This window comes from Arthrobacter jiangjiafuii (genome assembly GCF_018622995.1).
GTDB classification, from domain to species: Bacteria; Actinomycetota; Actinomycetes; order Actinomycetales; family Micrococcaceae; genus Arthrobacter_B; species Arthrobacter_B jiangjiafuii.
The window spans coordinates 2,274,405-2,297,946 of sequence record NZ_CP076022.1; the positions used below are offsets into that span (position 1 = coordinate 2,274,405).

Annotated in this window: 18 protein-coding genes; 5 read left to right on the forward strand and 13 right to left on the reverse strand. The window is 66.7% G+C overall.

From position 1 onward, the window contains the following. Positions 1-135 precede the first annotated feature (135 nt). The 6 genes from KKR91_RS10720 to KKR91_RS10745 form a co-directional block, all read right to left on the reverse strand. Entirely contained in the window at positions 136-1,482 is a 1,347-nt protein-coding gene (locus KKR91_RS10720) for a glutamate-5-semialdehyde dehydrogenase (RefSeq protein WP_210229419.1), read from the reverse strand. Continuing rightward, a complete protein-coding gene (proB, locus tag KKR91_RS10725; protein WP_210229422.1) occupies positions 1,479-2,729 on the reverse strand; it encodes a glutamate 5-kinase in 1,251 nt (416 codons plus the stop codon). The genes KKR91_RS10720 and proB overlap by 4 nt, the downstream gene beginning before the upstream one ends. A gap of 52 nt (positions 2,730-2,781) precedes the next feature. Beyond that, positions 2,782-4,356, reverse strand: coding sequence for a GTPase ObgE (gene obgE, locus KKR91_RS10730; RefSeq protein ID WP_210229424.1), 1,575 nt, complete (start codon positions 4,354-4,356; stop codon positions 2,782-2,784). Between the two features lie 106 nt (positions 4,357-4,462). Then, entirely contained in the window at positions 4,463-4,726 is a 264-nt protein-coding gene (gene rpmA / locus KKR91_RS10735; RefSeq protein ID WP_210229426.1) for a 50S ribosomal protein L27, read from the reverse strand. A 90-nt stretch (positions 4,727-4,816) separates the two neighbouring features. Continuing rightward, positions 4,817-5,128: a 50S ribosomal protein L21 gene (rplU, locus tag KKR91_RS10740; protein WP_104053917.1), complete on the reverse strand. Its 312-nt coding sequence runs from the start codon at positions 5,126-5,128 to the stop codon at positions 4,817-4,819. Between the two features lie 353 nt (positions 5,129-5,481). After that, the gene (locus tag KKR91_RS10745; protein ID WP_210229428.1) at positions 5,482-9,045 is read right to left on the reverse strand and encodes an Rne/Rng family ribonuclease; all 3,564 of its coding nucleotides are present in this window, start codon (positions 9,043-9,045) and stop codon (positions 5,482-5,484) included. 427 nt (positions 9,046-9,472) lie between these two features. On the opposite strand from KKR91_RS10745, the gene KKR91_RS10750 reads away from it, so the two are divergent. Continuing rightward, a complete protein-coding gene (locus tag KKR91_RS10750; RefSeq protein ID WP_420481390.1) occupies positions 9,473-10,096 on the forward strand; it encodes a vitamin K epoxide reductase family protein in 624 nt (207 codons plus the stop codon). 13 nt (positions 10,097-10,109) lie between these two features. Here the strand turns inward: KKR91_RS10750 and KKR91_RS10755 are convergent, their stop codons facing one another. Continuing rightward, positions 10,110-10,745, reverse strand: a complete 636-nt coding sequence (locus tag KKR91_RS10755; RefSeq protein WP_210229432.1) for a CG0192-related protein — start codon at positions 10,743-10,745, stop codon at positions 10,110-10,112. 139 nt (positions 10,746-10,884) lie between these two features. Here KKR91_RS10755 and KKR91_RS10760 point away from each other — a divergent pair, with 139 nt between their 5' ends. Next, positions 10,885-11,994 (forward strand): SDR family oxidoreductase, encoded by a 1,110-nt coding sequence (locus tag KKR91_RS10760; RefSeq protein WP_210229434.1) that lies wholly within the window; start codon positions 10,885-10,887, stop codon positions 11,992-11,994. A gap of 100 nt (positions 11,995-12,094) precedes the next feature. Here KKR91_RS10760 and ndk read toward each other — a convergent pair whose 3' ends face one another. From ndk to ileS, 4 genes are read right to left on the reverse strand one after another with little or no spacing between them, the layout of a single operon-like run. Next, a complete protein-coding gene (gene ndk / locus KKR91_RS10765; RefSeq protein ID WP_210229436.1) occupies positions 12,095-12,514 on the reverse strand; it encodes a nucleoside-diphosphate kinase in 420 nt (139 codons plus the stop codon). Between the two features lie 40 nt (positions 12,515-12,554). Continuing rightward, a complete protein-coding gene (locus KKR91_RS10770) occupies positions 12,555-13,022 on the reverse strand; it encodes a DUF4233 domain-containing protein (protein WP_210229438.1) in 468 nt (155 codons plus the stop codon). A gap of 5 nt (positions 13,023-13,027) precedes the next feature. Continuing rightward, the gene (locus tag KKR91_RS10775; RefSeq protein ID WP_210229440.1) at positions 13,028-14,407 is read right to left on the reverse strand and encodes a bifunctional folylpolyglutamate synthase/dihydrofolate synthase; all 1,380 of its coding nucleotides are present in this window, start codon (positions 14,405-14,407) and stop codon (positions 13,028-13,030) included. Then, positions 14,407-17,715 (reverse strand): isoleucine--tRNA ligase, encoded by a 3,309-nt coding sequence (ileS, locus tag KKR91_RS10780; protein WP_210229442.1) that lies wholly within the window; start codon positions 17,713-17,715, stop codon positions 14,407-14,409. The genes KKR91_RS10775 and ileS overlap by 1 nt, the downstream gene beginning before the upstream one ends. Positions 17,716-18,109: 394 nt before the next feature. Here ileS and KKR91_RS10785 point away from each other — a divergent pair, with 394 nt between their 5' ends. Both KKR91_RS10785 and KKR91_RS10790 read left to right on the forward strand, forming a co-directional pair. Further along, on the forward strand, positions 18,110-18,631 hold the full coding sequence (locus tag KKR91_RS10785) for a helix-turn-helix domain-containing protein (protein WP_210229443.1): 522 nt from the start codon (positions 18,110-18,112) through the stop codon (positions 18,629-18,631). Further along, positions 18,628-19,494 carry a M23 family metallopeptidase gene (locus KKR91_RS10790; protein ID WP_210229445.1) on the forward strand — a complete coding sequence of 289 codons (867 nt, stop codon included), beginning with the start codon at positions 18,628-18,630 and terminating at the stop codon, positions 19,492-19,494. The genes KKR91_RS10785 and KKR91_RS10790 overlap by 4 nt, the downstream gene beginning before the upstream one ends. A 21-nt stretch (positions 19,495-19,515) precedes the next feature. Here KKR91_RS10790 and KKR91_RS10795 read toward each other — a convergent pair whose 3' ends face one another. Both KKR91_RS10795 and KKR91_RS10800 read right to left on the reverse strand, forming a co-directional pair. Further along, positions 19,516-20,310, reverse strand: a complete 795-nt coding sequence (locus KKR91_RS10795; RefSeq protein ID WP_210229447.1) for an SDR family oxidoreductase — start codon at positions 20,308-20,310, stop codon at positions 19,516-19,518. 78 nt (positions 20,311-20,388) lie between these two features. Beyond that, positions 20,389-20,790 (reverse strand): DUF488 domain-containing protein, encoded by a 402-nt coding sequence (locus KKR91_RS10800; protein WP_210229449.1) that lies wholly within the window; start codon positions 20,788-20,790, stop codon positions 20,389-20,391. 78 nt (positions 20,791-20,868) lie between these two features. On the opposite strand from KKR91_RS10800, the gene valS reads away from it, so the two are divergent. After that, positions 20,869-23,496, forward strand: coding sequence for a valine--tRNA ligase (gene valS / locus KKR91_RS10805; protein ID WP_210229452.1), 2,628 nt, complete (start codon positions 20,869-20,871; stop codon positions 23,494-23,496). Positions 23,497-23,542 lie beyond the last annotated feature (46 nt).

The following is a 23,542-nucleotide window of genomic DNA, read 5'->3' on the forward strand; positions in this document are numbered from 1 at the left end:
AAATACACCGCCGGCCGCAGCTGGCAGAGTAGTGGTTTCCTTCAAGTCTACGCGTAAGCGCAGGCGGCCCGCACCCGCACCCGCGGTGAGCCGGAGAATCCGGCCCGCCGCAGCGGGACACGGGCGGGGTCGGGATCAGACGCGGATCTGCCCGTCGCCTTGGACAATCCATTTGGTGGTGGTTAGCTCCCGCAGCCCCATCGGTCCGCGGGCATGCATCTTCTGGGTTGAAATCCCCACCTCTGCGCCCAGGCCCAGCTCGCCGCCGTCGGTGAACCGGGTGGAGGCGTTCACGATCACGGCCGCCGAATCGATCTCCGCGATGAACCGCTCGGCGTTGGCCAGGTCGTTGGTGATAATCGCTTCGGTGTGTCCGGTGGTCCATTTGCGGATGTGCGCCAGCGCTGCATCCAGGTCATCGACCATGGCCACGGCCAGGTCCAGGTCCATGTACTCCCTGCCCCAGTCCTCGTCGCCGGCGGCCTGCGCCTCCACACCTGCAGGAAGGACGGCGCGCACGCGCTCGTCGGCGTGCAGGCGGACCCCTGCCGCGGCCAGCGCCGCGAGGACGTCGCCGGTTGCCGCGGCGTCACGGTGCACAAGCAGGGTTTCCACGGTGTTGCAGACGCTGGGGCGCTGGGTTTTGGCGTTGAGCAGGATATCCACGGCCATCTCCGCCGGTGCGCTGGAGTCAAGGTAGATGTGGACGTTGCCCTCTCCGGTTTCAATCACCGGCACGGCGGCGTTGGCCACCACGGTCTGGATCAGGTCCCTGCCGCCGCGCGGAATGAGGACATCGACTTTCCCGCGTGCCTTCATCAGCACGTTGGCTCCGGCGCGGCCGTAGGAGTCAACGCTCTGCACGGCGTCGGCGGGAAGGCCTACGGCATCGAGGGAATCGCGGATGATGTCCACCAGGACGGCATTGGTGTTCTCTGCGGCGCTGCCGCCGCGCAGCAGCACTGCGTTGCCGCTCTTCAGCGCCAGGCCGGCTATATCGACGGTCACGTTGGGGCGGGCTTCGTAAATCGCTGCCACCACGCCCATGGGCACGTGCACCTGGCGCAGGCGCAGGCCGTTGGGCAGTGTCTGCCCGCGGGCTACCGATCCCACCGGATCCGGCAGGCCGGCAAGCATCGAAAGGGCAGCGGCGAGGGCGTCGATCCTCTCCGGCGTCAGGGTGAGCCGGTCCAGCAGTGCCGGCGAGGTTCCCTTGTCCCGGCCGGCGGCGACGTCCTTGGCGTTGGCAGCCAGGACCAGGTCCCGCTTGGCGACAATGTTACTGCCGATTTCCAGCAGGCCCCGATCCTTCCAGGCCCGGGTGGCGCGGGCCAGGCGCCGGGAGGCTGTCCGTGCCCGGTCCGCTGCGGCATGGACACCGGTTTCCACGGTGTCCTCGGCCGTGGCTTCGGCGGATAGTTCGGTGGCAGTGCCGGACGTCTCGGTGCCGGCGGTGTCGGTGGATGTGTTCACGGCGCTCATGCTCCCAGTGTATTGACGGTCTTGGGGGTTTCAACGGATCCTGCCGGCGCATCGGCGCCGGTGGAGGCGCCCTGGCCGTGGTCCTGGAGGATCACGAGATCATTCACGTGCACCACGGCGCGTTCGTAGCTCCGGCCGAGTTCCTTGGAGAGTTCACGGGTTGAGCGGCCGAGCATCTGCGGCAGCTCATCGGAACCGTAGTTGGTCAGCCCATGGGCAATAACAGTCCCGGACAGGTCGGTCAGGGCCACCGGGTCCCCGGGCTCAAAATGCCCGTCCACGGACACGATGCCTGCAGCCAGCAGCGACCGCCGGCGGTCCCCCACAGCCTTGGCGGCGCCGTCGTCGAGCACCAGCGTGCCCTGGATGCGGGCCACGTGGGCCAGCCAGAGCAGCCGCACCGGCTGGCGGCGGCCGCGGCCGGTAAACCAGGTGCCCACGTCCTCACCGGCCAGCGCGGCAGCGGCATTGGCGGTGGAGGTAACCAGGGCGGGAATGCCGGACTGGGCGGCGATGGTGGCGGCTTCGACCTTGGTGGCCATGCCGCCGGTGCCCACTCCGGCCTTGCCGACCTTGCCGATGCGGACGTCTTCGAGGTCCGCCATACCGGTGACTTCCGGAATCCGGACCGCGCCGGCGGCGGGCGGACCGTCGTAGAGCGCGTCAACATCGGAGAGCAGGATCAGCGCATCGGCCTTGACCAGGTGTGCCACGAGTGCTGCAAGGCGGTCATTGTCGCCGAAACGGATTTCATGGCTGGCCACCGTGTCGTTCTCGTTGACAATGGGTACGACGCCGAAGTTCAGCAGCCGTTCCATGGCACGGTGGGCGTTGGCGTGGGTGGTCCGCCGCATCAGGTCCTCGACGGTGAGCAGGACCTGGCTGACGGTGACGCCGTGTTTTCCAAAAGCTGCGGTATACCGCGCCATCAGCAGGCCCTGGCCGACGGAGGCGGCGGCCTGCTGGGAGGAGAGCTGGGTGGGGCGCTTGGCCAGCCCCAGCGGTGCCAGGCCGGCGGAGATTGCGCCCGAGGACACCAGGATGATCTCGGTGCCCTGGGCGCGGCGTGCGGCGAGGACATCGGCGAGGCGGGTCAGCGCCTCATCGGAAATGCCACCGGCAACCGAGGTCAGGGAGGACGAGCCGACCTTGACCACAATGCGCCGCGCCCTCGCCAGCCCGGAACGGGAGCGAAGCGCCCGCTTGGGCGCGGGGACAGGGGTGGAGGATGCTGTGTTGTCAGTCATATCCCCACCACCCTATGCGTATCCCCGCGCCGGTGCCGCTTGTGTGAAGCGGTTATTCGCCTTCTTTGGGCTCCACGGGCTTGGAGTGCTTATAGTTCACCGATTCAGTCCAGATGCCGGCCTTGCGCTCCGACTCCAGCTCTGCGCGGGCTGCTGCACGGGCGTCGCGGCGCTTCTGGTGGTCCTCGCGCTTTTCCTCACGGGTGGGCCGGGAGAACTCCTCGATCCGGATGTCCGAACCGCGCGGTGAAGCGGCCAGCAGTTCGGCGCCGCCGATCATCGTCGGCTCCCAGTCGAAGACGACGCCGTCGCCCTCGCCGATCACCACGGCGTCACCGGCGTGGGCACCGGCCTTGAAGAGCTTGTCTTCAATGCCGAGCTTGGCCAGGCGGTCAGCCAGGTAGCCCACTGCTTCGTCGTTGGTGAAGTCGGTCTGGGCAACCCAGCGCACCGGCTTGTCGCCGAGAACCCGGAACAGCGGCTCAAGGTTGCGCTCTTCCTTGCGGATGGTGAAGCCGCCCTTGTGGTCGGCGTTACGCACGCGCAGCGTGGGTGTCTTGACCCGCGGCGGTGCGGTTTTCACGGCAGTGCGGGCGTCACGGACGATCTCGGCCATGGCGTAGCCCAGGGCCTTAAGGCCCTCGTGGCTGGATGCGGACACTTCGAAGACGCGGTAGCCGCGCTTCTCCAGTTCGGGACGGACAAATTCGGCCATGTCGCGGCCGTCGGGGACGTCCACCTTGTTCAGTGCCACCAGGCGCGGACGCTGGTTCAGCGGAACGACGTCGCCGTCGCTGCCGGCGAAGCTCATGTCCACCGCGTACTTGTCGAGCTCTTTTTCGATGATGTCCAAGTCGCCGAGCGGATCGCGGTCCGTCTCGAGGGCGGCGCAGTCCAGCACGTGCACCAGGGCGGCGCAGCGCTCCACGTGGCGCAGGAAGTTGTGGCCCAGGCCCTTGCCTTCGGAGGCACCTTCGATGAGGCCCGGCACGTCGGCAACAGTGAAGCGGACGTCGCCGGCTTCCACCACGCCCAGGTTCGGGATCAGGGTGGTGAAGGGGTAGTCGGCGATCTTTGGCCGGGCAGCTGACATCGCAGCGATCAGCGAGGACTTGCCGGCGGACGGGAAGCCCACCAGGGCGATGTCGGCGATGGACTTGAGCTCCAGGACAATGTCCCGCTCGTCTCCGGGTACGCCCAGCAGGGCAAAGCCGGGGGCCTTGCGCTTCTGTGAGGACAGCGAGGAGTTACCCAGGCCGCCCTGTCCGCCGGCGGCGGCGATGTATTCGCTGCCTTCGCCCACGAGGTCAGCCAGGACCTCGCCGTCCTTGTTCTTGACGACGGTGCCATCCGGAACGGGGAGGATCAGCGTTTCGCCGGTCTTGCCGTTGCGCCAGTCGCCCATGCCGTTGCCGCCGTTGGTGGCATGGCGGTGCGGAACGTGGTGGTAATCGAGCAGGGTGGTGGCGGACGAGTCAACCCGCAGGATGACGTCGCCGCCGTCGCCGCCGTTGCCGCCGTCGGGCCCGCCCAGGGGCTTGAACTTTTCACGCTTTACGGACACGCAACCATGGCCGCCTGTACCGCCTGAAACATGCAGTACTACGCGGTCTACAAAGCTGGCCATGGTTCTCCTTCAAGGAATTTTTTGATCATGCCAATTCTACTCGGCTTAAAAGACGACGGGGCGGGCCATCAAGGCCCGCCCCGTCGGAAAAGCTAAAATGCGGTGACTACTCGGCTACTGCAGCAGCCACGATGTTCACGACGCGGCGGCCGCGACGGCTGCCGAATTCGACTGCACCGGCTTCGAGTGCGAACAGGGTGTCGTCGCCTCCGCGGCCAACGCCCTCGCCCGGGTGGAAGTGGGTGCCACGCTGGCGGACGATGATTTCGCCTGCCTTGACAACCTGGCCGCCGAAACGCTTTACGCCGAGGTACTGGGCGTTGGAGTCGCGACCGTTGCGAGTGGAACTCGCACCTTTCTTATGTGCCATTTTCTACTGCCTGCCTTTGCTAACTGATTATGAAACTCAGGGGCGGGATGCTTCCCGCGTTCCCGGCCCCTGGTGGGGCCGGCACGAGAATCAGGAGTTGATGGACGTAACCTTGACCTTGGTCAGCGAGGAGCGGTAGCCCTGGCGCTTCTTGTAGCCGGTCTTGTTCTTGAATTTCTGGATGACAATCTTCGGACCCCGAAAATTCTCAACGATCTCTGCCGTCACGGTGACCTTAGCCAGGTCCTGTGCGGAAGAGGTGACCTGGTCGCCATCAACCAAAAGCAGGGCAGGCAGCTCAAAGGTGCTGCCGGCTCCACCGGGGACGCGGTCCAGGGTTACGAGGTCTCCGACGGAAACCTTTTCTTGGCGGCCGCCAGCGCGGACAATCGCGTACACCACTTGGGAACTCACTTCTCTCGACGTTTAATACTTGGATGCGCATCCGGCTGGGCTGAATATATGCCCGCCTTGCGCCATGCAGTCACGCCCTGTTTTCCGATAAACGGTTAGAAGGCGTTCGCACCGAAGTTCAAGGTTACGCTACGCAACCGACAACCCGCAAATGCTGGGGTTTTCGGAAGCGCCGCCTTTTCGGACGTCACTGCTCTTGGTCTACTTTATAGCATTTTCGGCGCCGCTGCGCGCTCCCACCACCCCGCGGCGCTGGAGGGGGTACAGAAAAAGGCGGGCATCCCCATTAGGGATGCCCGCCTCCTCTCAACGCAGGGTCCGGCGCGGCTCTGCCGCCCGGCTCAGAGCTCGGAAGCCGGCACTCCAACGCCCAGGATCACAGGGGCGGCGCCGGTGGATTCCCGGCGCTTCTCCTGCTTCTGCGCAACTGCCGGAGCGGCAGTATGACGGACGGCAACGGGTACGGCCGGGGCCGGGGCTCCGTTGGCGCCGGCGGCCTGGATGGCATCGGCTCCCGCGGCTCCCTGGGGGCTGCCGGCAGCACGACGGCGGCGCGGGGTGCGCGCCGGTCCTGCGGCCTTCGGTGCGGCGGCCGGGGCGGATGCAGGCTGAGCGGGTGCTGCCGCCTTCGGTGCCACAGCCCGTTCGGGTGCTGCCGCCTTCGGGGCTGCCTGCTCCCTGGCGGGGGCAGGTTCCGCCGCCGATGATGCCGGCGCCTGTACGTTCCGGGCTGCAGCGCTGCTGCGGCGCGAGCGTCGGGCCGGGCGTCCGCTGGCCTGCTGCTCCGGGGCCTCAACGACTGCCGCCGTGGGCTCAGCATCCGCGGCAGGCTGGTTTCCGGGTGCTGCGCCGGCAACTTCGTTGAAGGCCTCCGTGAGGCTCTCCAGCGTGAAGCGGGATTTTTCCCCGACCGGCTCGCGCCGCTCCCGGCGCGGAACCACCACGGTTTCGCCCTGGATCCGCAGGACGGCACCGGTCTCGCCCGACTGTGCTGTGGCAGCCGTGGCAGCTGCCGCCGGAGTGGAACCGGTCCGTTCCGGGGCCTTCTCCCCCGCTTCGGCGGCGTCGTGCGCGGCGGCAGTTGCCGCTGCGATTGTCGCCAGCGCTGCCCGGGCCGCTTCGGCCTTGGCCTGCCGCTCGGCGTCGTCCTGTCCGCGCTCCTCTGTCTTGGCCGGTTCCTCCGCTACTGCGGCAGCTCCCTGCTGGGGAGCACCCTGACCCCGGCTGCGGCGTTTGCGGTCGCCGCGGGACTGCTTCTCCTGCTTCAGGTGCTGCTGGTGGTTGTCCTCGGACACCGCGTGGGCAACCACACTGTGTCCGGTGGAACCGGAATGGCCGGTGCCGCCGTTGTGGCTGGTGCTGCGGCGGTGCTCCACCGGAACGTCCTGGGTGACCACGCCGCGGCCGTCGCAGTGCTCGCAGGTTTCGCCGAATACTTCCAGCAGGCCTGTTCCCATCCGCTTGCGGGTCATCTGGACCAACCCCAGGGAGGTCACCTCGGCGACCTGGTGCTTGGTCCGGTCGCGGCCCAGGCACTCCACGAGACGGCGCAGGACCAGGTCGCGGTTGGCCTCCAGGACCATGTCGATGAAGTCGATGACGATGATGCCGCCAATGTCCCGCAGGCGCAGCTGGCGGACCACTTCTTCGGCTGCTTCGAGGTTGTTCTTGGTGACTGTCTCTTCGAGGTTGCCGCCGCTACCGGTGAACTTGCCGGTGTTCACGTCCACCACGGTCATGGCTTCGGTGCGGTCAATGACCAGCGAGCCGCCCGAGGGTAGGAAGACCTTGCGGTCCAGCGCCTTGGCGATCTGCTCGTCGATGCGGCTGGCTGCGAAAATATCCTCGTCCTTGGTCCACTTCTCGAGGCGGCCGACCAGGTCGGGAGCCACATAGGTGACATAGGCCTCGATGGTGTCCCAGGCTTCCTCGCCGGAGACGATGAGCTTGGAGAAGTCCTCGTTGAAGACGTCGCGGACCACCTTGATGGTCAGGTCCGGCTCGCCGTACAGCAGCTCCGGTGCCAGCGTCTTGGTCGACGTGGCCTTGGCCTCGATGGTGGCCCACTGCGCCCGCAGCCGGTTGATGTCATTCATCAGCTCCTCTTCGGAGGCACCCTCGGCAGCCGTGCGCACAATCACACCGGCGTCCTGGGGCAGGTGGTCCTTGAGGATCTTCTTGAGCCGGTTGCGTTCGACGTCGGGCAGCTTGCGGGAGATGCCGGTCATGGAACCGCCCGGCACGTAGACCAGGTAGCGGCCCGGCAGCGAGATCTGGCTGGTGAGGCGGGCACCCTTGTGGCCCACCGGGTCCTTGGTGACCTGCACCAGGACGGAGTCACCGGACTTCAGGGCCAGTTCGATACGGCGCGGCTGGCCATCCAGACCGGCGGCGTCCCAATTGACTTCACCGGCGTACAGCACGGCGTTGCGTCCGCGTCCAATGTCAACGAAGGCGGCTTCCATGCTCGGCAGCACGTTCTGGACCTTGCCCACGTAAACGTTGCCGATCAGGGAATCCTGCTGCGTGTTGGAGACGAAGTGCTCAGCCAGCACGCCGTCTTCCAGCACGCCGATCTGGATCCTGTCGTCGCGCTGGCGGACAATCATCTGCCGGTCCACGGATTCGCGGCGGGCCAGGAACTCAGCCTCGGTGATTACATGGCGGCGGCGGCCCGACTCGCGGGATTCGCGGCGGCGCTGCTTCTTGGCTTCCAGGCGGGTGGAGCCCTTGACGCTGGTGACGCGGTCCGAGACCGGCGCATCGGCGTGGGCACGCGGGGCCCGGACCCGGGTCACGGTGTTGGGCGGATCATCGTCGGCGCCACCGGTCAGTTCCAGGTCGGCGTCACCACGGCGGCGGCGACGACGACGGCGCGAGGTCACGCTCTCGGAGGCTTCGGGTGCGGCTGCGTCAGCTGCCGGTTCCTCAGAGCCGGCTTCCTGTTCGTTTTCGCCGGCTGCGGTATTCGGGGCATCGCTGCGGGCGCGGTTGCGGCCGCGGCGGCTGCGGCGACGGCCCTGGTTTGCCTCGGAGGAATCCTCATCCTCATCGGCGTCCCCGCCGGCTTCAGGCGCGGAGGCAACGCGGACGGTGCTCAGGTCCGGCGCGTGGAACAGCGGCAGTACGGGAACGGTAAACGGGTTCAGCGGTGAGGTTTCGGCTGCAGTCCCGGCGTTGGCTTCGGCTGCCGCCGTCCCCTCAGCCGAGGGAGTCTGTGCGGCTGCGGCGGAGGCAACGGTGTCGTCTGCGGCTGCCTCAGTGGCTGGCATGTCAGCGGCAGCGGTTTCCGGGGCCTGCCCGGCTGCCTTCGGACGACGGCGGGCCCGCGTCTTCGGAGCCGCCGTGGCTGCCGGTGCTTCCACTTCTTCGTCTACGCCCTGACCGGTCAGAGCGCCGGTTTCTGCCGCGGGAGCTTCGGCGGGGGTTTCCACTGTTTCCGCTGCCTTCTTGGCAGGGGCGCGGCGACGGCGCACGGCTTTCACCGGTGCCTCGGCCTCGGGGGCTGCCTCTACCGGCGCGGCCTCGGCCTGCGGTGCGGCAACCTCGGGATCCTGGGCGGCGGCTTCGGCCTTCCCGCCCGGTGACGTGGCCGCCGGAGCGGCTTCGCCGGCGGGAACCGTCTTGCGGCGTGTGGCACGGACCCGCTTGGGCTTCTCCGCAGCGTCAGCTACGGGTTCCGCCGCTGTTTCACTGCCTGCAGCGGTTTCAGTTTCAGCAGCGACCGTTCCTGCGGCTTCAGTTTCAGCAGCGGGTGCAGAAGCAGCCACCGACTTGCGGCGGCTGCGGGTGGCGCGTTTGACTGGCTCCTTCGCCTGGGCCGGCGCTGCCGCCGGGGAATCCGCGGTGTTTTCGTTGGCAGTCAGGTCAGCTGTTAGGTCGTCATTATTCAGTGCATCACTCATAAAAAACTACGCTCCGGCCCGTGCGGCACTGGCCACATTCCAATGCCCAGCGGGCAATGTATCGGCTGTACGGGGGGCATCAGTTGCCTGCCGCCAGCCGGAAGTCGTCTGGATGTCATCCGAGGTCGTGCCAGCTGTAGGGCGCGGGATCACTCGAAGACCAGCGGCGCTTTTCCTGCTACCTGCGACACGTTCACGACGTTGCCGCTACGGGTAGGTCTGATCGGCGGATTCCCTGGTTCCCATCCGGATTGATGGGCGAACTGCTTGGGAAGCGTCACCGACAGAACCGGAAGCCTGTCGCTGGACCGGCGGCGGAATGTGGTTCCGCCATCAGCCACAGTCATTATCTCACACGAGCGTCTTTTTGGCCCGCAGCAAGCACATAGACTCGACACGTATCACCACCTGCCAAAAGGAGATCACCGTGCCTTCCAGCGCCGCCCGACAGCTGCCCCACCGCCGCCCCACCGAGCAGCCGGCACCGGAGCGGGGTATTGCCTGGATCCTCCTGGTCACCGGGGCCGTTGGCTGGATGGGCTCGGCGATCCTCGTACTGGAACGCCTGCGCGTTTATGCCGATGCCAATTACATCACCAGCTGCGATATCAGCCCCTGGGTTTCCTGCGGGACGGTGTTCAAGACCTGGCAGGCCTCCATCTTTGGATTCCCAAACCCGTTGATCGGGATTGTCGCGTTCGCCGTCGTCATCACCACCGGCGTCGCTATGCTGGCCGGCGCCCGCTTCGAACGCTGGTACTGGCTGGGGCTGCAGGCCGGCGTGACGTTGGGCATGGTGTTCGTTGTGTGGCTGTGGAGCCAGGCTCTGTTCGACATTTACGTGCTGTGCATCTACTGCATCGTGGTGTGGGCGGCCATGATCCCGCTGTTTGTCTTCACTACGGTGCGCAACCTTGCCCGCGGCGTCATTCCGGCCCCTGCCCGCCTGGTGCGCTTCACCTCGGAATGGGCCTGGACCATCACGGCCCTGCTGTGGGTGGCTACCGCGGCGTCCATCTTCTTCCGCTTTATCAACTCGTTCCTCGGGTAGCCACCCGCCGCTTTCAGGCCGCCGGCAGCGCCCACGCGAGCAGGACGGGCACGTCCTGCCCGTTCCAGGTGGCGGTCAGGGCAGGATCGGCGACGGCCTCTCCCCCAAGGTCCAGCACCCTGACCACCGAGAGTTCCCAGTCCCCGGCCCGGATCCGTGCCACCGGCAGCTCTGCCGGCCCGGGCTGGGGCCCTTCCGCCAGCTCCTCGCCGTCGGGCAGTCCGCTGGCCCTGATGTCCAGGGTTGCCGGGATCGCCTCGCGCACTCCGTCCACCTCGAAATACTGTTCCGCCTGGCCCTGCCCGGACAGGATCGACGCAGCCAGCGCATCAGCGTAGGCGGGATCTCCACAGCCGTCGTAGACCCAGCGCCGTCCCAGCACGGAGTGTTCCATGGTGCTGACCAGGAAGGCGTCAGCGCCTTCCAGTGGTGCTCCGCGGTAGGTCAGCGGAACCTGCAGGACGTTCGCTCCGGCGGCCACGAGGTGTGTTTCGATGCCCACTTCGCCTTCCGGATCGTCGAACCGGAAGGACCCCACATGCTCTATGGCCAGCTGCTCCGTTCCGGGGAACCAGTCCGTGGAGGGCAACCAGGCGGAAATCAGTGCCATTTTGCCGGGGTGCAGGTCTGCTTGGTAGATGTGTGCCATGCGCCCAGCCTAGGTGTAACTCTCACGGACGTCAGGAATTTCCCCGGCGGGTGTCCCGTTGTCGCCTTCATCAGCCTCCGCAGGATTCTCACCCGCTGGCTGTTTGTACATTCACCCCCACTGCCCCATCAGGAGAACCATGCTCAGGACCACTGCCGCACTGCCCGCCGATAACGGGAGCGTTCCCACCGCGCTTGTCGCCGGAGCCACGGGAATCGCCGGCGCCGCACTCGTTGACCTGCTGGCCGGGCAGGGGTGGACCGTGCTGGCGCTGTCCCGGAAGGCAGCCGGCGATGTGCAGGACCGCCCGGGCGTTACCGCCATTGCAGCGGACCTGACCTCGCCGGAGAGCCTCGCCGCGGCCCTGGGACAGACTGCTCCCACCCACGTCTTCTTCACGTCATGGTCCCGGCAGGAGACGGAGGCGGAGAATATCTCCGTTAATGCAGCGATGGTCCGGAACCTGCTCACGGCACTGGAACATGCGCCGCTGGAACACGTCGCGCTGATGACCGGACTCAAGCACTACATGGGCCCCTTCGAGGCCTACGGCGAGGGGCAGATGCCCGATACCCCGTTCTCCGAAGAAGAACCCCGGCTGCCGGTGGACAACTTCTACTACGCGCAGGAGGACGTGCTGATGGAGGCTGCCGCGCGCCAGGGCTTCGCGTGGTCGGTGCACCGCGCGCATACCGTAATCGGATTCGCCGTCGGCAATGCCATGAACATGGGCCAGACGCTGGCGGCGCAGGCGACTCTGTGCCGGGAGCTGGGACTGCCGTTCGTCTTTCCCGGTTCGGAAACCCAGTGGAATTCCGTCACCGATATGACCGACGCCGGGCTGCTCGCCGAGCACATGCTCTGGGCAGCCACCGATGAGCACACCGCCAACGAGGCCTTCAACGTGGTCAACGGCGACGTGTTCCGCTGGCGCTCCCTGTGGCCGCGGCTGGCTGCCTTCTTCGGCGTCGACCCGGAGGGCTTCGCCACCGCTCCCCGCCCGTTGGAAATGCAGATGGCGGGCATGTCCGACGCGTGGAACAAACTGGCAGTGCGGGACTCCCTCGCCGAGCCCGACCTGGGACGGCTGGCCACCTGGTGGCATACGGATGCCGACCTGGGCCGCAAGATGGAGGTGCTCACCGACATGAGCAAGAGCCGGCTCGCCGGGTTCACCGGATACCGCCGTACAGAGGATGCCTTCATTGCCCTCTTCGAACGCCTGCAGGCCGAGCGCCTGATTCCGTAGGCACCTGCGGTAGACACCTGATTCATCGCAAAGGAGGCCGGCACCCGTGGGGTGCCGGCCTCCTCTGTGAACTACCGGGAACTACGTCCCGGATTCGGGATTACTTACCGAACCAGATGCCGATTTCACGGGCAGCGGACTCGGGGGAATCCGAACCGTGGACCAGGTTCTGCTGCACGGCCGTTCCCCAGTCACGGCCGAAGTCGCCGCGGATGGTGCCCGGGGCCGCCGTCGTCGGGTCGGTGGTGCCGGCCAGGGACCGGAAGCCTTCGATGACGCGTTCGCCTTCGAAGACCGCTGCCACGATCGGGCCGCTGAGCATGAATTCCACCAGCGGCTCGTAGAACGGCTTGCCCTCGTGCTCGGCGTAGTGCTCTTCGAGGATCGCGCGGGTGGCGTCGACCTTCTTCAACTCGGCCATCGTGTAGCCCTTGGCCTCAATGCGCGCCAGAATCGCGCCGGAGAGTTTCCGCTCGACGCCGTCGGGTTTGATCAGTACTAGTGTGCGCTCGGTGCTCACGGTAAATCTCCTTGCGAAGTTGCGGTTTTCTGGTCTAAGCCTAGCTTCCCCCGGCGGGGGCGCTGCCGTCCCCGGCGGCTTCGGGATGGGCTTTATCAAATTCCACCTGTTCGCGGTCCCGCTCACGGTTCTCCCGGTCCAGCCGCATCCCGGTCTTCAGCCCGTACCACCAGGTGGCGGCAAAGATTGCTCCGACCAGGAACATCTCCGGCTGCAGGAAGCCGGTGGCGATGATGACCAGCTGCAGGATCCAGCCGATGATCGGGCCGGCCGGCTTGGACAGTACGGCGCAGGTGCCGATCAGCGCGGCAAAGAGCGCCAGTCCGCAGCCGAAGATCAGGACCGGGGAGATGACATCGCGCTGCAGGCCGAAAACGGCCAGCGTTGCGAAGAGCACCAGGAAGGCTTCGAGCACCAGCATGGTCGAGGCGAACATGATGCGGATGGAACGCCGCTTCTTGGGCATGCCCGGGCGCCATTCGCGCTGGGCCTTGGTCATTTTGGCCATGTCGCTTACTTTCCGAGAAGGGTGCGCGCTTCAGCCACCACGGTAATGGAGCCGATGATGAGCACGCCGCCAGCCAGGTCGTTGTTTTCCTCAGCCTTGGCCACGGCCCATTCGATGGCGTTGTCCAGGCCGGGCTCCACCTGCAGGTCTTCGTCGGCAAACCCGGCGTCGATGGCGTCCTGTACGAGTTCATCGGCAGGGACGGCCCGCGGCGAGCTGGACTGCGTCAGGCAGAGCCCCGCGATCTGGTCGCCGAGCGTCTCACGCAGTTCAGTCAGGATTCCCACCGCGTCCTTCTCGGCCAGGATCCCGACCACCACGGCCAGGGAGGTGAAGTTGAATGCCTCCAGCACGGCCTCGGCTGACGCCTTGGCGCCGGCCGGATTGTGGGCGGCGTCCACCACGATGGTGGGGGCGGTGCGCACCACCTCGAGGCGTCCGGGCGAGGTGACGGTGGAGAAGCCGGTGCGCAGCAGTTCCGTATCCAGTTCCTTGGTGCCGCCCCCGATGAAGGCTTCCAGGGCAGCGACGGCGACGGCGGCGTTTTCCGCCTGGTGCTTGCCGTGCAGCGGCAGCAGCAGGTCCTCGTAACGGCCGGCCAGGCCGGCGATGGTGAGCATCTGCCCGCCCACTGCCATGACCCGGGATTCGACGCCGAACTCCACTCCTTCGAAGCGGTAGGGAACCCCCACTTCGCGGGCCTTTTCCAGCAGCACCTGCGCCGCTTCCATGGGCTGGGCGGCGCTGACCAGGAAACCGTGTTCCTTGATGATCCCGGCCTTTTCCACCGCGATGTCGGCGACGTCGTCGCCCAGCAGCTCGGTGTGGTCCAGGGAGATGGGCGTGATCACCGAAACCGACCCATCGCCGACGTTGGTGGCGTCGGTGATGCCGCCCAGGCCCACCTCGATGACCGCCACGTCCACGGGTTCATCCGCAAAGACGGCGAATGCCAGGATGGTCACGGCCTCGAAGTAGGTCAGCCGCGGTTCGCCGGCGGCAGTCAGTTCGCCGTCGACAATGTCCAGGTACGGGTGGATCTCGTCCCAGATCCGCACGAACGTTTCATCGGAAACGGGTTCGCCGTCGATGCTGATCCGCTCGGTGACCTTGCTCAGGTGCGGGCTGGTGTACCGCCCGGTGCGCAGGCCGTAGGCCCGGAGCCCGGCTTCGATCATCCGGGCCGTGGAGGTCTTGCCGTTGGTGCCGGTGATGTGGATGATCGGGAACGCCTTGTTCGGCTCCCCGAGCACCTCCATGGCCCGGAACAGCGGTGCCATCCGCGGTTCCATCTTGTTTTCGGGGGCGCGGCTGAGGAGCTCGGCGTACACGCTCTCCACGGAGAACCCGTCGATCGATCCGGAAGGTCCGTCGGAAATACTCATTAGATTTTCTCCACAGTGACGGTGAATTCTTCATCGTCGTCGGCAAGGGTAACTGCCGTGAGAACCAGCTCGTCGGTCAGGGTTTCGGATTTGATCAGCTGGGCATTCGCCTCGAGGGCGGCAACGGACGACGCCGATGTCCGCACCTCGGCGCGGATGTGGTCGCTGATGTGCAGGTCCGCGTCACGGCGGGCCTGCTGGATGGCGCGGATGCCGTCGCGGGCTGTGCCCTCGGCGGCCAGTTCCGGGGTGACTTCGGTGTTCAGGACCAGGAAGCCGCCGCCGGGCAGTACGGAGACCGCCTTGGCGGATTCGCCGTCGCCGGTTTCCACCACTGTTTCCAGGGTGTATTCCTGCGGCTGCAGTTCCAGTCCACCCGCTGTGACGGTGCCGGCGTCGTCCACCGACCAGTCCCCTGATTTGGAGGCCTTGATGGCCGTCTGGACGTTCTTGCCCAGCCGCGGACCGGCGGCCCGGGCGTTGACGACGAGCTTCTGCGTGATGCCGAACTCGGCCGGATCGGCAGCGGCGGCGTCCATCAGCCGCACGGACTTCAGGTTCAGTTCATCGGCGATGATCGCCGCGAACTGGCCGGCCAGCGCCTCGGCGTCGGGGGCGACGACTGTCATTTCGGACAGCGGCAGGCGCACCCGCAGGTTCGCGGCCTTGCGCAGCGAGGAGCCCACCGAGGCGATCCGGCGGGTGCGGTCCATGCGGTCCACCAGGGCCTCGTCCTGCGGGAACAGATCGGCGTCCGGCCAATCGGTCAGGTGCACCGACCGTCCGCCGGTGAGGCCGCGCCAGATCTCTTCCGAGATCAGCGGCAGCAGCGGGGCGGCGACCCGGCAGACCGTTTCCAGGCAGGTGTAGAGCACGTCGAAGGCCTGGGCGTCTTCGTCGAAGAACCGGTTGCGGCTGCGGCGGATGTACCAGTTGGTCAGCGTGTCCATGTACTGGCGCAGCGTTTCGCAGGCCTCGGAGACGTCGTAGCTGTCGAGCTGTCCGGTCATGGTGCGCACCAGGTCGCCGGTGGCGGCGAGCATGTAGTTGTCCAGCGGTTCGCTGGACTCATAGCGGGCCTTGGCCTCATAGCCGTTTCCGTTGTCCGCGGCGTTGGTGTAGAGCGTGAAGAAGTGCCACACGTTCCACAGCGGCAGGATGACCTGGCGGACTGCCTCGCGGATGCCCTGTTCGGTGACAACAAGGTTGCCGCCGCGCAGGATCGGCGAGGACATCAGGAACCAGCGCATGGCGTCGGAGCCGTCGCGGTCCAGGACCTCGGAGACGTCCGGGTAGTTGCGCAGGGACTTGGACATTTTCTGCCCGTCCGAGCCCAGCACGATGCCGTGGCTGATCACGTTGCGGAACGCCGGACGGTCAAACAGTGCCGTGGCCAGGACGTGCAGGGTGTAGAACCAGCCGCGGGTCTGGCCGATGTACTCGACGATGAAGTCGCCCGGGTTGTGGTTCTCGAACCACTCGGCGTTTTCGTGCGGGTAATGCACCTGGGCGTACGGCATGGAACCGGAGTCGAACCAGACGTCCAGCACGTCCTCCACGCGGCGCATGGTGGACTGGCCCTCTTCCGGGGTGCGGGGGTCATCCGGGTTCGGGCGGGTCAACTCGTCGATGAACGGGCGGTGCAGGTCGGGCTCGCCGGCCTTGTTCACCGGCAGGCGGCCGAAGTCGGCCTTCAGCTCCGCGAGCGAACCGTACACGTCGGTGCGCGGGTAGTTGGGGTCGTCGGAGACCCAGACCGGGATGGGGCTGCCCCAGTAACGGTTGCGGCTGATGGACCAGTCGCGCGCGTTTTCGATCCACTTGCCGAACTGGCCGTCCTTGACGTTCTCCGGGATCCAGTTGATCTGCTGGTTCAGCTCCACCATGCGGTCCTTGACCTTGGTGACCTCGACGAACCAGGAGGAGACCGCCTTGTAGATCAGCGGGTTGCGGCAGCGCCAGCAGTGCGGGTAGCTGTGCTCGTAGCTGGCCTGGCGCAGCAGGCGGCCGTCGGCGCGCAGCACCTTGGTGATCGCCTTGTTCGCGTCGAAGACCTGCTGCCCGGCAATGTCGGCCAGGGGGCCGTCGCCAAACATGGGCAGGAACTTGCCACCCTCGTCCACGGAGAGGATCACCGGGATGCCATTGGCTTCACAGATCTTCTGGTCGTCCTCACCGTAGGCGGGAGCCTGGTGGACGATGCCGGTGCCGTCGGTCGTGGTGACGTAGTCGGCGGTGACGATCTGCCAGGCGTTGGCCGTGCCCCACTTCTCGGTGTCGGTGTAGTAGTCCCACAGCGGCGCGTAGCGCAGTCCGGCGAGGTCCTTGCCCAGGTGCACGGCGGTGACGGCCGCACGGGCGGCGTCGGCGTCGTCGTACCCCAGGTCCTTGGCGTAGGCACCCACCAGGTCTTCGGCGAGCAGGTAGCGGGCGGCCGGATCGTCCTGCGGGGTGCCGTTGGGGCCGGCGGGCACCACGGCGTAGCGGACGGAGGGCCCGACGGCGAGAGCCATGTTGGTGGGCAGGGTCCAGGGCGTGGTGGTCCAGGCGATGGCGAGAACGCCCTCGAGCTCGGCGGAAAGCACGTTGTCGCCGGCGGTGATCGGGAAGGTCACCGTGACGGTCTGGTCCTGGCGGTCCTTGTAGACGTCGTCGTCCATGCGCAGTTCATGGTTGGACAGCGGCGTCTCGTCCTTCCAGCAGTACGGAAGCACGCGGAAGCCGCTGTACGTCAGGCCCTTTTCGTGCAGGGTCTTGAAGGCCCAGATGACCGATTCCATGTAGTCGACGTTGAGTGTCTTGTAGTCGTTCTCGAAGTCCACCCAGCGGGCCTGGCGCGTGACGTAATCCCGCCACTCGCCGGCGTATTCCATGACCGAGGCGCGGCAGGCGTCGTTGAACTTGTCGATGCCCATCTTCTCGATCTGGACCTTGTCGGACATGCCCAGCTGCTTCATGGCCTCAAGTTCGGCGGGCAGGCCGTGCGTGTCCCAGCCGAAACGGCGCTCGACGCGGCGGCCGCGCTGGGTCTGGTAGCGGGCCACCAGATCCTTGGCATAGCCGGTGAGGAGGTGCCCGTAATGCGGCAGGCCGTTGGCGAAGGGAGGGCCGTCGTAGAAGACAAATTCGTTGGCGCCGTCTTTGCCGGCAGGCCGTGCGTCAATCGAGGCCTGGAAGGTGCCGTCCTTGTCCCAGTACTTCAGAACGCGTTCTTCGAGTTCCGGAAACCGGGGGGAAGACGGGGCGGCATTTTCTGCCGGGGCGGCGGCCGTAGTGGCCTTGGGGTAGATAGAGGGCATATTCGTCATCCTGACAGCGGCAAGTAGTTCTGGTGAATTACAGGATGCGAGGGCGGAATCCCTGCCGGCCGAAGGCCTGCGGTGATCCGCGGTACCACCTCGCTTGCCGCCTTCGTCGTCGCCGCCCTGCCGTGCATCCAATGCACCGCACTGCGCCACCGAGTCCGGCTGCCGCTCGTTGACTGCTGTGACGGGCTTACCCGTCCGGTTCTACTGGGCCCTGGGAAACGACAATCCCTGGGCTGTTCTTCCGGAAGCTCACCGGTGATGGCCGGGTCAAAGCTGCTCCCGCCAGTTTAGGCCACGGTTTCAGCGATGTCGAAGTTCCGGAAGACACCGTCGATAACTATGGAAATATGTAACAACCTAGACAGCTCGTACGTATTCCCGTACCGTCGGCGGCATGAAGGAAACACACCCGCTGGAAGAAAAGATTGACCGGATCCTCGAACTCCTGGATCGCCTGCCGGTTCCGGACGCCGAGGCCCCGGCCGCACCCGAAGGGTCGGCCCGCACCTCGGCCAAATTCTGGGCCTTGGAAGGCCTGCGGGCGCAGCTCGTTGATGATTCCGGCGAGGTCATGCTCGTCGGTGCTGTGGCACTGCCGACCGGGGAAACCTATGACTGGCAGCAGTCCGCATCAACAGCAGCCCTGGTTGACGCTGACTGGCCCGAGCTGGCCGACACCATCAACGCGCTGGGGCATCCGGTACGGCTTGCCATCGTCCAGGCCGTCGTCCGCGGGTCCGGATCCACCGCCGAACTGGCGGACCTGCCCGGGCTGGGCACCACCGGACAGCTCCACCACCACCTGCGCCTGCTACTGGCGGCCGGATGGCTGCAGAGTGCCGGCCGGGGCCGGTATGAGGTACCTGCCGCCCGGGTCGTTCCCTTGCTCATCACGCTTGCGGCGGCCGCCCGATGACCGCCGTCCAGACACGGCTTGGCCAGCACCGGATCGGGGCCGCGGGCCCTGCGGCGAGGACTGCGGCCCTGCTTCGCTGGCCGGTTACGGCAGCGACCATGGTCCTTGCCGTGGCAGCCCTGACCTGGCAGGTACTGCCGGAGATGTCACCGGCCCTGGATCGTGCCGGCGCCCTGGCCTCGTTCCTGGTTCTTCTGCTGACCATCCTGATGCTCGTTCTCCAGCGCACCCTGCGTGGGCGGAAGCGGCCGCCGGTCGTCATGGAGCCGCCGGTTTCCGGCTCCTGGACGGCGGTCAGCTCCCCGAGCAGCTCGGTCCCGAGCCATGGGACACATATCTTCGGGCAGACCTGGGCCATCGACCTGCTCGTCACCGGCCCGGAACCCCGCCCGTTTCCCCTGACCGGGGGCTTCCGGCCGGCCTCGTCCTTTCCGGCCTTCGGGCTCCCCGTCACCGCGGGAACCCGCGGCACCGTGGTCTCCGTCAGGGACACTGCGCCCGACCACCGCAGCAGGAACTCCTGGAGTGCCCTGCCCGTCCTTTTCCTCGAGAGCCTGGTGCGCGGCATCCCCGGTTCGCGGCACGTCTTCGGGAACCTCATCGTCATTGCCACCGACGACGGCGGCTACCTCGCCTACGCCCACCTGAAGCAGGGCAGTGCGCGGGTCCGGCCCGGCGACCGGGTCGGCCCGGAGACGCTCATTGCGCGGTGCGGCAACAGCGGATCCTCCTCCGAGCCGCACCTGCACCTGCAGGCCATGGACCGGCCCCGCCCCACGTTCGCCCTCGGTCTCCCGCTCGCTTTCCACCGCGGCGGCGAGCCGGTGGCACTGCCGGCCAGGGGCGGGGTCCTTGAACCCTGACCCGTTCCAGCCCGGGCAGTCCTAGCCCAGCGGCCGGCGGATGACCTTGTGGGTGGCGGCCTGCGCCACGGGCCGCAGGACTACCCGGTCCAGGTTCACGTGGTGCGGAAGATTCAGGGAATAGGCCATGACATCGGCGACGTCTTCAGCAGTCAGCGGCTGTTCCACTCCGGCGTACACCTTTTCCGCGGCGTCCTTGTCGCCGAGCCGGTTCAGGGAGAACTCCTCGGTTTTGACCATGCCCGGAAGGATCTCGATGACACGCACGTTGTTTTCCGCTTCCTCCAGGCGCAGGGTTCCGGCGAGCGCCTGCTCCGCTGCCTTGGCGGCACAGTAGCCGGCGCCCCCTTCATAGGGCGCAAGCGCCGCCGTCGAGGTGAGCATCAGGATGGAGCCGCGGCCGGAATCCCGCAGGGCCGGGAGGAAGGCCTGGGTGACCCGCAAGGCCCCCAGAACGTTGACGTCGTACATCGCTTCCCAGTCGCTGAGCTTGCCGTCGCCCACGGAGTCCACGCCCCACGCGCCGCCGGCGTTGTTGACCAGGGCGTCCACTCCCCCGGTCGCCAGCACTTCGGCAGCCATCCGCTCCACCGAGCCGCCGTCGGTGACATCCGCAGTGACGGGCTGGGCGCCGGTTTCAGCGGCGAGCGCCTGGAGCCTACCCCCCCGGCGGGCGACGGCGACGACGTCCCAGCCTGAGGCCCGCAGGGCGCGGACGGTTGCCGCTCCGATTCCGGAACTGGCCCCGGTAACCACCGCGCGCTTGGGCCGGGTTGCTGAGCTGGACAGGGATTCTGAAGGCACAGGAGAAGTCATGGAGTCACTGTAGCCACAGGCGTCGGTGCTCCGCAGGCGCGCGTTCCCGTATTACGCCCGTGGACTGGTCCCCTCTCCCTACTTCCCTGTTTCCCTGCCTCCCCGTCTCCTGGCCTCCCGCGCTTTCCCCGCCCTCCCGCCGAACCACGGCCTCGTTCTGGGTGGCGCTGCGGGCTCCGCAGAGCAGGACGGTGTCCGGCCGGGACGCACAGGCGCGGGAAAGTCCGCAACCTGCGTGTTGCCCTCCAGTTCCTCCCGGTACCGCTGCACGAACTGGTCCCAGCGGTCCTGGAGGTGGCCATACCATTTCCGCAGGTCGGTACTCGGCGCCAGCTCCTTGAGCCATTCGTCCAGATGCGCCTTTTCCTTTGACACCCCGCGCGGCCAGAGCCTGTCCACCAGTACCCGGTAGCCGCCGTCGGGCTCCTCATAGATGCGCCGGACGCGGATCCCGCCGTGCTGCCCTTGATCCGATGCCATCTCCGGATGCTACGGCGGCCTGGCGGTGAAGGACAGACAGTGCCGCATGCCATACCCTCCGCGTGAAAGAATGGAGCCATGGCTGAAAACTTTGCGGGCACAGACACGCCCGATAACGCACCCAAGACCGTATCCGTCCCCGACAAGCCCGCCCTCGAGGGCCTCGAAGCAACGCTGAGCCGCCGCTGGCGCGAAGAGGGAACGTACGCGTTTACTGAAAACACGGTCCGCGAGGACGTCTACTCGATCGACACCCCTCCGCCCACCGCCTCCGGTTCACTGCACGTGGGACACATGTTCTCCTACACGCAGACCGACGTCATGGCGCGTTACAAGCGGATGACCGGGAAGAACGTGTTCTACCCGATGGGCTGGGACGACAATGGCCTGCCCACCGAACGCCGGGTGCAGAACTACTACGGTGTCCGCTGCGATCCGACCAAGCCGTATGATCCGGACTACCGCCCGCCGGCCACCGCTCCCAAGAACCAGCGCGACTTCGACGTCATCTCGCGCCGGAACTTCATCGAGTTGTGCGAAGAGCTGGCGGTGGAGGACGAGAAGGTCTTCGAAGACCTCTTCTCCACGCTGGGCCTGTCCGTGGACTGGACCCGGACCTACCGCACCATCGACGACAACTCCCGCGCCGTCAGCCAGCGCGCCTTCCTGGAAAACCTCAAGGCCGGCGACGCCTACATGTCTGAGGCTCCCACCCTCTGGGACGTCACCTTCCGCACCGCCGTGGCCCAGGCCGAGGTCGAGGACCGCGAGCAGCCCGGCGCCTACCACCGGATCAGCTTCCATGCTCCGGATGGCGAGAAGATCTTCGTCGAGACCACCCGCCCGGAACTGCTGCCCGCCTGCGTGGCACTGGTGGCGCACCCCGACGACGAGCGCTACCAGCGTCTCTTCGGCACCACGGTAAAGTCTCCACTGTTCGACGTCGAGGTCGAGGTCCGGGCGCATCCGCTGGCCAAGCCGGACAAGGGTTCGGGCATCGCCATGATCTGTACTTTCGGTGACCAGACCGACGTTATCTGGTGGCGTGAGCTGAACCTGCCCACCCGCGCCGTCGTCGGCCGCGACGGCCGCCTGCTGGCCGACACCCCGGAGTGGATCACCACGGATACGGCGAAGGAAAACTACGCCGCCATCGCCGCCAAGACTGTCTTCAGCGCCAAGGAAGCCGTCGTTGAGATGCTGCGCAGCAGCGGCGACCTGGAGGGTGAACCGAAGAAGATCACCCACCCGGTGAACTTCTTCGAAAAGGGCGACAAGCCGCTCGAAGTTGTCACCAGCCGCCAGTGGTACATCCGTAACGGCGGCCGCGACGAGGACCGCCGCGCCGCCATGATCGCCCGCGGCAAGGAAATCGACTTCCATCCGGCGTTCATGCGTTCGCGCTACGAGAACTGGATCGAGGGCCTGAACGGTGACTGGCTGGTCTCGCGCCAGCGCTTCTTCGGCGTCCCCGTACCCGTCTGGTACCCGCTGGATGCCTCGGGCAATCCGGACTACGACAACCCCGTGCTGCCCGCTGCCGAATCGCTGCCCGTGGACCCCGCCGCCGAGCCCGCTCCGGGCTACGACGAGTCCCAGCGCAACGCACCCGGCGGCTTCGTCGGCGACGCCGATGTCCTGGACACCTGGGCCACGTCGTCACTTACCCCGCAGATCGTTGGCGGCTGGGGCCGCGACGAGGACCTCTTCGCCAAGGTCTTCCCGTTTGACCTGCGCCCGCAGGGCCATGACATCATCCGGACCTGGCTGTTCTCCTCGGTGGTGCGTGCGGATGCCCTGAACCATGCCGCACCGTGGAAGCACGCCGCCATCTCCGGCTGGATCCTTGACCCCGACCGCAAGAAGATGTCCAAGTCCAAGGGCAACGTGGTGGTTCCCACCGACGTGCTCAACGATTACGGGTCCGACGCCGTCCGCTACTGGGCAGCTTCAGCCAAGCTGGGCGCCGATACGGCGTACGAGATTGCGCAGATGAAGATCGGCCGCCGCCTGGCAATCAAGCTGCTGAACGCTTCCAAGTTCGTCCTGAACCTGGGCGCCACAGAGGCGAACGTTGTCACCGCCGATACCTCGGTGATCACAAACGCCCTGGATTCCGCGCTGCTCAAGGCCCTCGCCGAGGTTGTGAATGCCTCCACCAAGGCCTTCGAAAACTACGACTATGCCAAGGCCCTGCAGCTGACGGAGTCCTTCTTCTGGTCGTTCACCGATGACTACGTGGAACTGATCAAGGACCGCGCCTATGGGGCCTCCGGGCCCGAAGAGCAGGCCTCCGTGCTGGCCACCCTGGCCACCACGCTGGATGCCCTGCTGCGCCTGTTTGCGCCGGTGCTGCCCTTCGCTACCGAAGAGGTCTGGGGCTGGTGGCGCCACGGCTCCGTGCACACCGCTCCGTGGCCCAATGTCGACGCGCTCTCCACCGCCGTTGCAACGGCCGACGCCGGGATCCTCGCCACCGTGGCCACCGCCCTGGGCGGCATCCGCAAGGCGAAGTCCGAGGCCAAGGTCAAGCAGCGCACCGAGGTCCTCAAGGCCACGGTTACCGCGTCCGAGGCACAGGTGGCGCAGCTGAATGCCGGACTCGCCGACCTGAAGGCCGCCGGAAACGTGCGTGAGCTGACCCTGGCAACCGGCGACGGCGAACTGAGCGTCACCGAGGTGGAGCTGGCTCCGCCCGCCGAGTAAGGCAAAATGCCTGCCCCGTAATGCGGGGCGGCACTGAAAAGCCCCG

What these genes read in the sequence shown, in the direction of transcription:
- KKR91_RS10720 (WP_210229419.1), bottom strand. Translation starts at nt 1,482, where the DNA reads ATGAGCGCCGTGAACACATCCACCGACACCGCCGGCACCGAGACGTCC.
- proB (WP_210229422.1), bottom strand. Translation starts at nt 2,729, where the DNA reads ATGACTGACAACACAGCATCCTCCACCCCTGTCCCCGCGCCCAAGCGG.
- obgE (WP_210229424.1), bottom strand. Translation starts at nt 4,356, where the DNA reads ATGGCCAGCTTTGTAGACCGCGTAGTACTGCATGTTTCAGGCGGTACA.
- rpmA (WP_210229426.1), bottom strand. Translation starts at nt 4,726, where the DNA reads ATGGCACATAAGAAAGGTGCGAGTTCCACTCGCAACGGTCGCGACTCC.
- KKR91_RS10745 (WP_210229428.1), bottom strand. Translation starts at nt 9,045, where the DNA reads ATGAGTGATGCACTGAATAATGACGACCTAACAGCTGACCTGACTGCC.
- KKR91_RS10755 (WP_210229432.1), bottom strand. Translation starts at nt 10,745, where the DNA reads ATGGCACACATCTACCAAGCAGACCTGCACCCCGGCAAAATGGCACTG.
- KKR91_RS10760 (WP_210229434.1), top strand. Translation starts at nt 10,885, where the DNA reads ATGCTCAGGACCACTGCCGCACTGCCCGCCGATAACGGGAGCGTTCCC.
- KKR91_RS10770 (WP_210229438.1), bottom strand. Translation starts at nt 13,022, where the DNA reads ATGGCCAAAATGACCAAGGCCCAGCGCGAATGGCGCCCGGGCATGCCC.
- KKR91_RS10775 (WP_210229440.1), bottom strand. Translation starts at nt 14,407, where the DNA reads ATGAGTATTTCCGACGGACCTTCCGGATCGATCGACGGGTTCTCCGTG.
- ileS (WP_210229442.1), bottom strand. Translation starts at nt 17,715, where the DNA reads ATGACGAATATGCCCTCTATCTACCCCAAGGCCACTACGGCCGCCGCC.
- KKR91_RS10785 (WP_210229443.1), top strand. Translation starts at nt 18,110, where the DNA reads ATGAAGGAAACACACCCGCTGGAAGAAAAGATTGACCGGATCCTCGAA.
- KKR91_RS10790 (WP_210229445.1), top strand. Translation starts at nt 18,628, where the DNA reads ATGACCGCCGTCCAGACACGGCTTGGCCAGCACCGGATCGGGGCCGCG.
- KKR91_RS10795 (WP_210229447.1), bottom strand. Translation starts at nt 20,310, where the DNA reads ATGACTTCTCCTGTGCCTTCAGAATCCCTGTCCAGCTCAGCAACCCGG.
- KKR91_RS10800 (WP_210229449.1), bottom strand. Translation starts at nt 20,790, where the DNA reads ATGGCATCGGATCAAGGGCAGCACGGCGGGATCCGCGTCCGGCGCATC.
- valS (WP_210229452.1), top strand. Translation starts at nt 20,869, where the DNA reads ATGGCTGAAAACTTTGCGGGCACAGACACGCCCGATAACGCACCCAAG.